Raw genomic sequence first — 12,091 nt, 5'->3', positions numbered from 1 at the left:
CGAGGCGGGCCAACGTCGTTCGTGCGCGGTGTCCTCGCGCCGCGCTACAGTAACGACCCGTTTGACCCCGACCGGTAACGCAGTGAAAGACCAGACCCCAACACCCCCGCGTCGGCGCTTGACCGCCAGCAAGACCGTCAACGCGCAGGGCGCCGTGCGCGAGCCTAGCGCCAGCGCACTCAACCGCCGCGCACGATTGATCGAGAGCAAACGCGGCGCAATTCTTCAAGCCGCACTGGAACTGTTTTCCCGCTTCGGTCTGCACGGCACCAGCCTCGATCAGGTGGCGACTCAGGCCGATGTGTCCAAGACCAATCTGCTGTACTACTTCGGCAGCAAGGAAGAACTCTACGTCAACGTCCTGCGCCAGCTGCTTGAGGTCTGGCTACGACCGTTGCAGGCGTTTTCCGTCGAGCAGGATCCGATCGAAGCGATCAGCGATTACCTGAGGGTAAAACTTGAATTGTCTCGCGACCATCCCGCCGAATCGCGGCTGTTCTGCATGGAAATCATGCAAGGGGCGCCGTTGCTGCTGGGCGAGTTGGAACAGCCCTTGCGTGATCTTGTGCAGAACAAGGTCGCGGTTATCCAGGCCTGGATCGATGCCGGCAAGCTGTCACCGGTCGAGCCCCATCACCTGATCTTTTCGCTTTGGGCCACCACCCAGCACTACGCGGACTTTCGCGTGCAGATCGAAGCCGTCACCGGCCGTACGCTTGATGACCCGACGTTCTTCGAACAAACGCTGCAGAGCCTGCAGTCATTGATACTCAACGGAGTTCGGCCGCGCTGACGGTGCATCGGGCTCCGTCAAGGAACCCGAACCATGAGCAAACCTCTGATTTCCTGGCCGCTGAACCCTGGACGCACCGCTGTAATCGTCGTGGACATGCAGAAGGTGTTCTGCGAGCCGAGCGGCGCGCTTTATGTCCCGGCCACAACCGGGATCATCCAGCCGATCGCTGCACTGCTGGAGTGCGCCCGTGCCGCAGCGGTGCCGATCATTTACCTGCGTCATGTGGTGCGTGGCGATGGCAGCGATACGGGCCGGATGCGTGATCTATACCCCAACGTCGATCACATCCTCGCGCGTGATGATCCGGGCATCGAGATCATTGCTGCGCTTGAACCCCGGGTGGGGGACGCCATTGTCGACAAGCTCTTCTATAGCGGCTTCCACAATACCGACCTCGACACGGTGCTGCGCGCGCGGGACATCGACACCCTGGTCGTCTGTGGCACCGTTACCAATGTCTGCTGCGACACCACCATCCGCGACGCCGTACACCGCGAATACAAGGTCATCGTCCTGAGCGACGCCAACGCCGCTATGGATTACCCCGACCTCGGTTGGGGCGCCGTCAGTGCCTGGGATGTTCAACGCGTTGCGCTCACCACCTTTGCCTACGAGTTTGGTGAAGTCGCTACGACAGAAGACGTAATCGCGAGGCTCGGGCATCCCCGTAAGGGCTCTGCCTCTTAAGGACGCTGCGCTTGGTGAAGGTGGGCGGGGCGGCCACTGGGGCAGGGGAGTATTGCGCGCCCCAACCTGTGCCGCTCCTGGTGCGTGGCGCACAAACCAAGTGCTCCGAAACAGACCATTCGATCCGCTTCAGTTGCGTCAAAACGCTAAGCTATTGATGTATAAGTGAATACACTTAGTGGCACGCTTTCTGCTCTCTCCTCGCTGTCGGTCCTGCGTACATGTAATCGGGACGACAGGCCCGCTACGGCCTTCATCCAAAAGCGCTTGCGTTATTGGCAACGCGCTCGGGTTTCAGCCTTGCGTCAGAGGAGTGCTGCACCATGACTCTGCAATACGTACCCATCATCGACCTTGCGCCGTATTTTGCCGGCACAGAGCAGGGCAAGGCCCAAGTTGCCAAGGCCGTCGACCAGGCCTGCCGGGATATCGGTTTTCTGGTCATCACCAATCACCAGATACCCACTGATTTGATCGAGCGCGTGTCGCGGTTGACGCGCGAGTTCTTCGCTCTGCCGCTCCCGGAAAAGCGCAAGGTCGACCGCCCCAGCCCGGAAATGGTGCGCGGCTATAGTGCGGTCGCCGAAGAGAGTCTGTCCTATTCGCTTGAAGAGGCTGCGCCGGGGGATCTGAAGGAGTCCTTTTCCATCGGCCCCAGTGATGTGCCGGATGAGGACTACTACCGCGGTGCGGCTGCCGGCCCGCATTTCGCGCCGAATGTCTGGCCGACCGGTATCGAGGGTTTCGAGCACGCCTACCGCGAATACTTCGCCGCCATGAGCGAGTTATCCCAGTCGCTGATGCGGATATTCGCTTTGGCGCTGCAACTGCCTGAAACGTTCTTCGACGATAAGGTCGACAAGCACATCAGCATGTTCCGCAGCCTCAGCTACCCGGACGTGAAGGGTGCGGTGGAGCCGGGGCAAATGCGCGCCGGTGCTCACACCGATTACGGCAGCCTGACCATCGTCAAGCCGGACAATGCCCTGGGCGGCCTGCAGGCGCGCAATCGCCAGGGCGAATGGGTGGATGTGCCCTATGTCGAGAATGGCTTCGCCGTAAACATCGGCGACCTGATGATGCAGTGGACCAACGATCAGTGGATTTCCACGCTGCATCGGGTCGTCAACCCGCCGCAGGACAGCCCCGCCGACAACGGGCGCCAGTCCCTGGTGTTCTTCCATCAGCCCAACTACGACGCACTCATCGACTGTCTGCCGAGCTGCTGCAGCGCAGCCAATCCTCCGCGCCATGCTCCGGTCACCTCCGGCGACAACCTGCTCTCGAAGTTCGTCAAGCAGACCACCTTCGGCAAAGGCCTGGAGGTCGCATGAATACGCTTTCCTACGTCAACGTCTTCGCCCGCGACATCGAAGCGCTGAGCGGCTTCTACCGCGAGCTGTTCGGCTTCAGGCACATCCCCGAGATCGCCTCGCCGATCTTCCGCGGGCTCGCTACCGGTAAGTCCTGCATCGGCTTCAATGCCATGGAGGCATACGAGCTGCTGCAGCTCGAGGAGTTCGCCGATACCCGCGGCTGCAAGTTCCTGCTCAACATCGACGTCGCATCGAAAGAGGAAGTCGATCGCCTGGTGCCGATTGCCGGGTCGATGGGCGCGACGCTGATCAAGGCGCCCTACGAGACCTATTACCACTGGTATCAAGCCGTGCTGCTGGACCCGGAAAAGAACGTGTTTCGCATCAACCACATGCTTTGACGTGCCAACCTCAGGAAGACCCAAAAAATGCTCGATCAGATGAAACGGACCTTGTGTGCGGCGGTGGCTCTCGGCCTGGCAACGACTGTTGGCGCCGCTTCGGCGCAGGAAGGGCAGGGGCTGACCCTCGAAAAACCGGCGAAGATCGCCATGCTCTACATCAGCCCGCGCAATGACGGCGGCTGGACGCAAGCCTTCGACGAGGCGCGGCAAAAGCTCGAAACCGAGCTGGACACCAAGATCCAGTACGTTGAAAGCGTGCCGGAGAATGCCTCGTCCATCCGCCCGGCGGTGGACCGGCTGATCCAGCGCGGCGCCAACGTCATCATCGGCACCGCCTTTGGCTACTCGGACACATTCAAGGAGTTGGCCGAGAAATATCCAGATGTGGCTTTCCTCAATGGCTCGGGCACCACCAACAGCGGCAACCTTGAAGCTTTCTACGGCCGAACCTACGAAAGCCAGTACCTGTGCGGCATGGCTGCCGGCGCGGCATCCAAGACCGGCAAGCTCGGCTTCGTCGCCGCCAACCCCTTCGGCCAAGTGAACTGGACGGTCAATGCCTTTGCCCTCGGTGCTCAGCAGATCAATCCGGATGCGACCGTCACCGTGGTGTACACCGGCGCCTGGAACGATCCGGTCAAGGAACGCGCCGCGGCCATGGCGCTGATCGATGCTGGCGCCGACGTGCTTGGCCAGCACGTCGACAGCCCGACGCCGCAGATCGTCGCCCAGGAGCGCGGCGTACATGGCACCGGTCATCATCGAGACATGAGCGAGTTCGCGCCGGACGCCACCGTCTGCTCCTCGGTCTGGGTGTGGGACAAATTCCTCGCACCGGAGCTGAAGAAAATCAGCGCCGGCAACTGGACGCCACCTGAAAACGGCGCACTGCTGTCCATGGCCGAAGGCGGGACCGATGCGGCCTGCTGCGGCCCGGCCGTTTCCGACGCGGACAAGGCCAAGATCATGGCCGCCCGCGAGGAGCTGCTAAAAGGCGAGAAGAAAATCTATGCCGGTCCCATGGTGGACCGTGACGGCACCGAGCGTATCGCCGCCGGTGAGGTCATGCCTGATCCTGAGTTGTGGCAGATGGACTGGTTCGTCAAGGGAGTGGTCACCCAGCAATGAGCAGCCTCAACGCGATCCAGCTTTCCGGGGTCAGCAAGTCGTTCGACGGCTTCAAGGCCCTGTCCCAGGCGGATTTCACCGCCAAATGGGGCGAGGTGCATGCGCTGCTCGGCGAGAACGGCGCAGGTAAGTCGTCGCTGATGAATATCGCTGCCGGCCTGTATGCACCGGAAAGCGGATCGCTGCTCATCGACGACAACGTGGTGCGGCTCAGCGGTCCGCGTGATGCGAGCCGCTACCACATCGGCATGGTTCACCAGCACTTCAAGCTTGTGAAGCCGTTCACCGTGGCCGAGAACATCCAGCTGGCGCTGCCCGAGGGCCCCGGCAATCACGCCTTTTCGGGCAGCCATCGCCAACGTCTGGCTGTCCTGGAGCAGCAGATCAGCGAGAAGGCGGCTGAGCTGGGCTTTGTCATCGACCCGCGCAAGGTCACCGAGTCGCTTTCCGTGGCCGAACAACAGCGTGTGGAAATTCTCAAGGTACTGCTGGCTGGCGCGCGGATCCTGATCCTCGACGAGCCGACGGCGGTGCTGACCGATCAGGAAGCCGAGCGCCTGCTGGAGACCGTGCGCGCCTTTGCCCGCCAGGGCGCGGCGGTGATCCTGGTTACTCACAAGATGAGCGATGTGAAGCGCTTTGCCGACCGCGTCACCGTGATGCGCGGCGGGCGTACGATCCAGACGCTCGATCCGCAAACGGTTTCGGTGCCCGAGCTGGTGCGCCTGACCGTGGGCGAGTCCGCACCGGCTAGCGAGTACCAGCCGGCGACGCCGGGCGAGGTGCGACTGCAGGTGCGCAATCTCAGATCGAAGGGGGCGAGCGGTCATGGTGCGCTCAATGGTGTGACGCTGAACCTGCGCGCCGGCGAGATCTATGGCATCGCGGGTGTAGGCGGCAACGGCCAGAGTGAACTGGCCAATGTGCTGATGGGCCTGCCCGAACCCTGTGAAGGCACGTTGGAACTGGCCGGCTTCGGCGATCTTCGCGGTGCCAGTCCAGAGCAACGGCGCGCGCTGCGCATCGCCGCGATACCGGCTGACCGCTACGGCACAGCCTTGGCGGGGGAACTGTCGGTGGCCGAGAACTTTGGCGTCGGGCAGATCCACAGCGGGCGCTACGGCTCGTTCTTCAAGCTGCGGCGCAAGCGCCTGGAGGCCGAGGCCGCCGAGGCGGTGGCGGGGTTCGACGTGCAGGGCGTGCGTTCGCTCAAGCAGAAGGCTGCGCTGCTCTCCGGCGGCAATGCACAAAAGCTGGTGATCGCCCGCGAATTCTCCCGCGACCCGCAACTGGTGCTGGTGCACAGCCCCAGCCGCGGACTCGACGTACGGGCCACCGCGGCTGTGCATGCCCGCCTGCGTGCTGCTCGCGATGCGGGCGCGGCAGTGCTGGTGATCAGTGAAGACCTCGATGAAGTGCTGGCCCTGGCCGATCGCATCGGTGTGATGAATGCTGGGCGCATCGTTGCCGAATTCGACCGGCCTGCCGACCGCCAGGCCATCGGTAGGGCCATGGTTAGCCATGGCGGGCTCAGTCACGCAGAGCTCAGTCTAGAGGTGAGCCATGAATGAACAGGTACGCCCCGTGATGCTGGAGCAGGCCGCGCAGGCGGCGAGCCGTCCGAAACAGCCGCTACTGTCGCGGCGTTACGCTTTGGAAGTTCGCCAGCAACTGGCTTGGCACTGGCAGGCAGTGATCATCGGCCTAGCCCTGTTGCTGGGGCTGGGGATCTCCGCCGCGATTCTCGTCGCCGCAGGGGTGCCGGCCGGCGAGCTGCTCAACGAATTCGTCATCATGACGGTGTTCGATGTGCAGAGTCTTACCGCCGTGCTGTTCCAGGCTTCGCCGATGATCCTGGTCGGCCTGGCTGGCTGCATGGCGTTTCGCGCCAAGTTCTGGAACCTCGGCCTCGAAGGCCAGATGATCTGGGGCGCCATCGGCGCAACGGCGATCTCGCTGTTCGAGGTGGGCCCGCCAGTGTTGCGCCTGCCGTTGATGCTGGCGTCGGCGATCTTCTGCGGTTTGCTCTGGGCGCTGGCGCCGGTGCTGCTCAAGCTGCGGCTGAAGGTCAACGAGATCATTTCAACACTGATGCTCAACTACCTGGCCCTCAACTTCCTGCTGCATCTGCTCTACGGCAGCTGGAAGGACCCGAAGAGCTCGTTCCCCTATTCGCCGCAATTTCAGTCGTTCGAGCGCCTGCCCGAATTGTTCGATGGCATCAGCGCGGCGGTGCCGCTGGCCGTGGTTGTCGCGCTGCTGGCGCTGTGGTTCCTCGGCATTTCACGCGCTGGGCTCTACCTGCGCTTCGTGGACGCCAACCCGCGGGTGGCCAGCGCCGTAGGGGTGCCGGTGCAGAAGATGATCATCGCCACGGTGCTGATTTCCGGCGCAATGGCCGGGATCGCCGGGTTTCTGGTCACGGCGGGGCAGGAAGGGCGGCTGACCCAGTCGTTCTATCAGGGCTATGGATTCTCCGGGATACTCATCGCGTTTCTTGCGCGCAACAATCCGGTGGCCGCGCTGGTGGTGGCGTTGCTAATGGCGATGCTCTTCGTTGCCGGACGCAGCCTGCAGGTCTTCTATCAGATCCCCTTTTCCATGGTGCAGTTGATCCAGGCCATCCTGGTGATCTGCGTCGCCTCGTCGGATTTCTTTATCCGCCACCGTATCCGCCGCGTTCAGGGAGGCGAAAGCTGATGGACATGATCGCCAACTGGCTCGGCAACACGCCGGATTTCGCCGTACCTTTCGCCCTCGCGGCGCTGGGTCTGATACTCACTGAACGCGCTGGAGTGCTGGCCTTGGGCGCCGAAGGGCTGATGCTGGTCGGCGCGCTGGCCGGGATCGGCGCGCAGCTGGCCTATGGCACGCCGGGGATCTCGCTGTTGCTGGCTATGGGCGCGGCGGCGGTGGTGTCGCTGTTGTTCGCGCTGATGGTGCTGGTGCTGCGCATCAATCAGGTAATCGCAGGATTGGCACTGGTGTTCTTCTGCCAGGGGCTGACCGGCTTGCTCGGTACACTGCTGGACTGGACCAACAAGCCGGTGAAGGGGCTGGGCGCCATCGAGCTCTGGCCGCTGTCGGAGCTGCCGCTGCTGGGCAAGATCTTCGTGCAGAACCCGCTGGTGCTCATGACGCCACTGATCGTGCTTGCCGTGGTTGCCTTTCTCACCCGGACAACCACCGGCCTGCGAATGCGCGCCGTCGGGGAAAACCCGCAGGCCGCGGACGCGGCAGGGATTTCCGTGCTCGGCTATCGGCTGACGGCGATTCTCGCCGGCTCAGCGCTGATCGGCTTGGCGGGGGGGTATATCTCGGTGCTCAGCACCAAGCTGTGGATCGCCGACATGACTGGCGGGCGCGGCTGGATCGCCGTGGCGCTGGTGATCTTCGCGCGCTGGTCACCATGGAAGGCGTTGGCTGGTGCACTGCTGTTCGGCTGCATCGAGGCGCTGATTCCACAACTGGCCGCCGCCGGGGTGCGCCTGCCGCAATACTTCGTGCTGATGACCCCTTACGCGGTGACGCTTGCCGTAATGATCTGGGTCGCCAGCGGCAAGCATGTCGCCGGCACTCAGCCCGGGGCGCTGGGCATTCCCTTCATTCGAGAGGAGCGGCGCTGAGCACACCGGGTGAGTCAGGGCCGACGCTTCGTGTGTAGAGGCGGCTCTCATCCGACAGGCTGCGACGCGCACATACGATGCACTGGATGGTGTGCAGAACTCGCAGGCACGGGGCGACGAGTGCCACCAGTGCCTGCGAAAGTCACCGGTAGATGTAAGGGGTTGTCTGACGCCTTGATGGGTCAGACAACGCGGCATGCACTGGCGAGATGTCAACACCGCTCGACACGCGATGGCGTGCGCTGCATCAGCAGTTTGCCGTTGCGGATCGATGCCAGGGCGTGGCCTTGGGTACGAATCATTTCGTAGTCGTTAGGTGCCGACAAAATCAGCAGATTCGCCGGCCGGCCGACTTCGATGCCGTAGCCTTCGCCTAGATTCAGGGTGCGAGCGCTGTTGTCGGTAATCAGATCAAGGCCGCGTTGCAGGTCTTCATAGCCGAGCATGTGGCAGATGTGTAAGCCCGCTTCGAGGATGCGCATGATGTTGCCGTTGCCCAGTGGGTACCAGGGATCGACGATCGAATCCTGGGCAAAGCAGATATTCATCCCGGCGCGGTCGATTTCCGCCACGCGCGTCAGCCCACGTCGCTTGGGGTAGCTGTCGAAGCGCCCTTGCAGGTGGATGCTTTCGGTGGGACAGGAAATGAAGTTGATTTCCGACTGTTTGAGCAGCCGGAACAGCTTAGAGCAATAGGCATTGTCGTATGAACCCATGGCGGTGGTATGGCTGGCGGTCACGCGTGCGCCCATCCCCCGTATGCGGGCTTCCTCGGCAAGCACCTCGAGGAAGCGTGACTGTGGATCGTCCGTCTCGTCGCAATGCACATCCACCAGAAGGTCCTTGCGCTCAGCGAGATCCATCAGGAACTTGACGGAACTAACGCCTTGCTCACGGGTGTTCTCGAAATGCGGAATTCCGCCGACCACGTCCGCGCCGATGGCAATGGCTTCCTCCATCAGTGCACGACCGCCAGCGAAGGATTCGATGCCCTCTTGCGGAAAGGCGACGATCTGCAGGTTGATCAGGTGACGCGTTTCGTCACGCACCTCGACCATTGCCTTGAGCGCCGCGAGACTCGGGTCGGTCACATCGACGTGGGTGCGCACATGCTGGATGCCGTGGTCGACCAGCATGTCGATGGTTTTCTTGGCCCGCGTCTTGGTGTCCTCATGGGTGACCGTGGCCTTGCGTTCGGCCCAGCGCTCGATGCCCTCGAACAGGGTGCCGGTCATGTTCCAGTTCGGTTCGCCGGCGGTGAGGGTGGCGTCGAGATGAATGTGCGGCTCGATGAAAGGCGCGGTGACCAGATTGCCGCCAGCGTCCAGGTCGCCGACTGCCGGATTAGAAGGGCTCGACAGAGGGGCAATCGCGGCGATGCGCTCGCCGTCGAGCTCGACGCGAAAGAGTCCTTCCTTGCCACGCAGACGGGCATTGATGATGTTCATGCGGTATTCCTGTTCGGTTGGGGAGAGGACAGTCGCCAGATCATCAGGGCGACGGCCACGTTCAGTCGGTCGTGTGGATCGTTGAATGAGCAGCCGGTCAGCGCTTCGATGCGCTGCATGCGATAGCTGAGCGTGTTGCGGTGGACGCACAGCCGCTGGGCGGCGAGCGCCAGGTTGCCGTTCTCGTAGAACCAGGCTTCCAGCGTTGGCATCAGTACCGGTTCGTGCCGCGAGTCGTCGCCGATCAGTGCTCCGAGCACCTTGTCGACGAAACGGTCGAGCAAGCTGCGGTCGCGAATGGCACCGAGCAGCTCCAGTACGCCGAGGTCGCTGAAACAGCACAGGCCCAGGCGCTCGGGAAACGATTGCGCAACGAGCAGTGCCTGGCGGGCTTCCCCCAGGCCGGTGGCAAGCTGCGCCGGGCCGTGGCCGCTGGCGCTCATGCCGGCGAACAGGCGCAAGGGCGCCAGCGTGCAGTTGAGTTCATCCAGCGCTGTCGCCAGTACCTCGCGGTTGCTGGGCTGATGCAGCGCCCGGGTTGGCAGCAGGGCAATCCAGTGTTCGCCCTGGCACACCAGAGGCAGCGGATCACCGAGTTCGTTGAGGACCTGCTCCAGTTTGCGTTGCAGCAGTTGTCGAGACGCCTGCAGGCGCCGTTCGGCATCGTATGCCGGCTCCGTCGTGAACAGCTGCTCGCTGTCCTGCAGCTTGAGCAGTGCTATCTGGCGCGGCGCGGCCAGCGATACTTGGAGGCTATCGGCTCGTCGCAACAACCCGTCTAGCGACTGGTAGTCGCCCTCGAGGATTTGCTGCAGGACGTGCTCGCGGGAGCGTCCTAGCATCTGTTCGTGAACCAGCGCCGTGCCGATTGACTGGCTGACGACCACCATCTTCAGCTGGTAGGGCTGCTCAAGCAGGGGGACACCGAGCCGGTCGGCCTCGGTAATCACACGCTCGGGGATGGTGTGGATGAACTCTTCGCCGGTCAGTATCACCACGCCAGCAGCGATTCGCTCCTGCGCCTCGTACAGCAAGCGCAGCAGGTTGGCTTCGTCACGTGGATGGTTGATTCCGGTGACGAAGACCAGCTCGCCACCAGCTACCCAATCGGCAATGCCCTCGTTCTCCGCTACATAGGTCCAGCGCACGGGGTTGTCCAGACCTGCTGCGCCCGCACGCAGGCGCAGGCTTTCGAGTCCGGGAAGATTGAGGACCATCGCCACCGTAAGGCTCATGGGCGCGTTTGTGCCAGCGCTACATTTCGGCCTAGCAAAGCACGCTGCAGTTCGAACAGCCCGACGTACGCCAGTGCGGCAACCAGAATCCCGACGATGGGTGCGACCCAGGGCGACAGGTAGGCGCAGACGGCGCCGACGAAGTAGGCCGCGAGACCAACCCAGTTGAAGGCAGGCAGTTGCGCATTGGCCAACAGCGGATAGCGGCCTCGATGGGCGTAGAAGTAGTCTGCCATGATCACGCCGCCAATCGGAGGGATGATCGAACCGAGCACGATCAGGAAGGGAACCAGCAGGTCCGACATGCCGCCGATCGCCAGCAGCGTGCCAATTGCAGCGCCGCCGATGGTGACCAGTCGACGGCGTCCGGTGCGCAGCAGGTTGCAGCCAGCGGCGGCGAAGTTGTAGATGGTGTTGTCCTGGGTGGTCCAGAGGTTGAGAAACAGCATCACCACGGCGGCCATGGAGAGGCCCTGCAGAACCAGTACTTCGACCACGTCCGGCTGCTGGTAAACGATCGCGCCGTAGGCACCGGCAATGATCATCAACCCGTTACCGATGAAAAACCCGATCAGGCTCGCAAAGACGGCGACCCGGCCGCTGCGCGCGAAGCGCGTCCAGTTGGTGGCTTGTGTAGCACCGCTTACGAAGGTACCGAAAACCATGGTGATGGCCATGCTCAGGCTCATGCTCTCGCTGGGCTCGATGGCCATCAGCGCGTCCAGGCCGCCGACGTCGCGTGTAGCGATCCACAGCGAGCAGAGGAGCAGTGCCAGCATGGCCGGCACCGCGAAGCGTGAGAGCAGATCCAGCCCTTTGTACCCAACAAAGGCGGTGATGCAGAAGCCCAAGCCGAACAGCACCATAAGCGGCACCGTCAGGCTTTCGGGTAACTCGAGGATCTTCACCAGCACCAGCGCGATGGTCGCTGTGCCCCAGGCGTACCAGCCGATCTGGGTGAAGCCAAGGATTACATCGGAAAGCTTGCTTCCGACCTCGCCGAAGCAGATGCGCCCCATTAGCACCGAGTTGAGCCCGCTGCGGCATGCGATAAGGCCGAGTGCGGCGGCATACAGGCCCAGCAACAGGTTGCCAATGACTGCAGCCCAGAGCAGCGTGGTGAAGTCGAAGGCCATGCCAATACGACCGCCGGCAAACATGGTTGCCGTGAAGAAGGTGAAGCCGAACAGCATGATCGAGGTGGAAAACAGTCCTTTGCGGGCCGTGGCCGGCACTTCGCTCAAGGGGAAGTCATCGTCTTGGTGGGCTTGAGACATGTCCTTAACTCCACTGGTGGGTGAGGCCATGGCTATAGCAGTGGTCATGCCACTTCGTGATCAACACCTAATCAGGCCGATATTCGTTAACTGTTGTGCATGACGCACAGCGAGCGTTTCGCTTTTAGCCATAAATCGCCGTTTCCATTGTGAGAAGCGACAAGAGCAGGAATC

11 protein-coding genes are annotated in these 12,091 nt (G+C 62.5%); 8 read left to right on the top strand and 3 right to left on the bottom strand.

Annotated elements, in window-relative coordinates:
• The first annotated feature begins 118 nt into the window (after window positions 1–118).
• The 8 genes from rutR (at window position 119) to EA797_RS20760 (ending at window position 7,957) form a co-directional block, all read left to right on the top strand.
• Complete coding sequence (rutR, locus tag EA797_RS20795; protein ID WP_208644479.1) at window positions 119–793, top strand: HTH-type transcriptional regulator RutR; 675 nt, start codon at window positions 119–121, stop codon at window positions 791–793.
• Window positions 794–826: 33 nt separating this feature from the next.
• Window positions 827–1,483 carry a cysteine hydrolase family protein gene (locus EA797_RS20790; protein WP_122168765.1) on the top strand — a complete coding sequence of 219 codons (657 nt, stop codon included), beginning with the start codon at window positions 827–829 and terminating at the stop codon, window positions 1,481–1,483.
• A gap of 323 nt (window positions 1,484–1,806) precedes the next feature.
• Complete coding sequence (locus EA797_RS20785) at window positions 1,807–2,817, top strand: isopenicillin N synthase family dioxygenase (protein WP_122168763.1); 1,011 nt, start codon at window positions 1,807–1,809, stop codon at window positions 2,815–2,817.
• On the top strand, window positions 2,814–3,200 hold the full coding sequence (locus EA797_RS20780) for a VOC family protein (RefSeq protein WP_122168761.1): 387 nt from the start codon (window positions 2,814–2,816) through the stop codon (window positions 3,198–3,200). Before EA797_RS20785 ends, EA797_RS20780 begins: the two co-directional genes overlap by 4 nt.
• A gap of 27 nt (window positions 3,201–3,227) precedes the next feature.
• Window positions 3,228–4,331 (top strand): BMP family ABC transporter substrate-binding protein, encoded by a 1,104-nt coding sequence (locus tag EA797_RS20775; protein WP_122168759.1) that lies wholly within the window; start codon window positions 3,228–3,230, stop codon window positions 4,329–4,331.
• A complete protein-coding gene (locus EA797_RS20770) occupies window positions 4,328–5,902 on the top strand; it encodes an ABC transporter ATP-binding protein (RefSeq protein WP_122168757.1) in 1,575 nt (524 codons plus the stop codon). The genes EA797_RS20775 and EA797_RS20770 overlap by 4 nt, the downstream gene beginning before the upstream one ends.
• A complete protein-coding gene (locus EA797_RS20765; protein ID WP_122168755.1) occupies window positions 5,895–7,031 on the top strand; it encodes an ABC transporter permease in 1,137 nt (378 codons plus the stop codon). Before EA797_RS20770 ends, EA797_RS20765 begins: the two co-directional genes overlap by 8 nt.
• On the top strand, window positions 7,031–7,957 hold the full coding sequence (locus EA797_RS20760; protein WP_122168754.1) for an ABC transporter permease: 927 nt from the start codon (window positions 7,031–7,033) through the stop codon (window positions 7,955–7,957). Before EA797_RS20765 ends, EA797_RS20760 begins: the two co-directional genes overlap by 1 nt.
• 212 nt (window positions 7,958–8,169) lie before the next feature.
• On the opposite strand, the gene codA is transcribed toward EA797_RS20760, so the two are convergent.
• The 3 genes from codA to codB are packed head-to-tail and all read right to left on the bottom strand — an operon-like array spanning window position 8,170 to window position 11,917.
• Window positions 8,170–9,405 (bottom strand): cytosine deaminase, encoded by a 1,236-nt coding sequence (gene codA / locus EA797_RS20755; RefSeq protein WP_122168752.1) that lies wholly within the window; start codon window positions 9,403–9,405, stop codon window positions 8,170–8,172.
• Window positions 9,402–10,640 (bottom strand): PucR family transcriptional regulator, encoded by a 1,239-nt coding sequence (locus tag EA797_RS20750; RefSeq protein ID WP_122168750.1) that lies wholly within the window; start codon window positions 10,638–10,640, stop codon window positions 9,402–9,404. The genes codA and EA797_RS20750 overlap by 4 nt, the downstream gene beginning before the upstream one ends.
• Window positions 10,637–11,917 (bottom strand): cytosine permease, encoded by a 1,281-nt coding sequence (gene codB, locus EA797_RS20745; RefSeq protein ID WP_122168748.1) that lies wholly within the window; start codon window positions 11,915–11,917, stop codon window positions 10,637–10,639. Before codB ends, EA797_RS20750 begins: the two co-directional genes overlap by 4 nt.
• Between the last annotated feature and the right edge of the window lie 174 nt (window positions 11,918–12,091).

Source organism: Stutzerimonas zhaodongensis (assembly GCF_003696365.1).
In the GTDB taxonomy this organism is placed as follows: domain Bacteria; phylum Pseudomonadota; class Gammaproteobacteria; order Pseudomonadales; family Pseudomonadaceae; genus Stutzerimonas; species Stutzerimonas zhaodongensis.
Note: the sequence above shows the minus strand (reverse complement) of the source record. Positions and strands in the feature narration are given on the sequence as shown.

Bases quoted from the DNA above. Each gene is read 5' to 3' on its own strand.
- EA797_RS20750 (WP_122168750.1), bottom strand. From the start codon at position 10,640: ATGAGCCTTACGGTGGCGATGGTCCTCAATCTTCCCGGACTCGAAAGC.
- codA (WP_122168752.1), bottom strand. From the start codon at position 9,405: ATGAACATCATCAATGCCCGTCTGCGTGGCAAGGAAGGACTCTTTCGC.
- EA797_RS20775 (WP_122168759.1), top strand. From the start codon at position 3,228: ATGCTCGATCAGATGAAACGGACCTTGTGTGCGGCGGTGGCTCTCGGC.
- EA797_RS20785 (WP_122168763.1), top strand. From the start codon at position 1,807: ATGACTCTGCAATACGTACCCATCATCGACCTTGCGCCGTATTTTGCC.
- EA797_RS20790 (WP_122168765.1), top strand. From the start codon at position 827: ATGAGCAAACCTCTGATTTCCTGGCCGCTGAACCCTGGACGCACCGCT.
- EA797_RS20780 (WP_122168761.1), top strand. From the start codon at position 2,814: ATGAATACGCTTTCCTACGTCAACGTCTTCGCCCGCGACATCGAAGCG.
- EA797_RS20770 (WP_122168757.1), top strand. From the start codon at position 4,328: ATGAGCAGCCTCAACGCGATCCAGCTTTCCGGGGTCAGCAAGTCGTTC.
- EA797_RS20765 (WP_122168755.1), top strand. From the start codon at position 5,895: ATGAATGAACAGGTACGCCCCGTGATGCTGGAGCAGGCCGCGCAGGCG.
- codB (WP_122168748.1), bottom strand. From the start codon at position 11,917: ATGTCTCAAGCCCACCAAGACGATGACTTCCCCTTGAGCGAAGTGCCG.
- EA797_RS20760 (WP_122168754.1), top strand. From the start codon at position 7,031: ATGGACATGATCGCCAACTGGCTCGGCAACACGCCGGATTTCGCCGTA.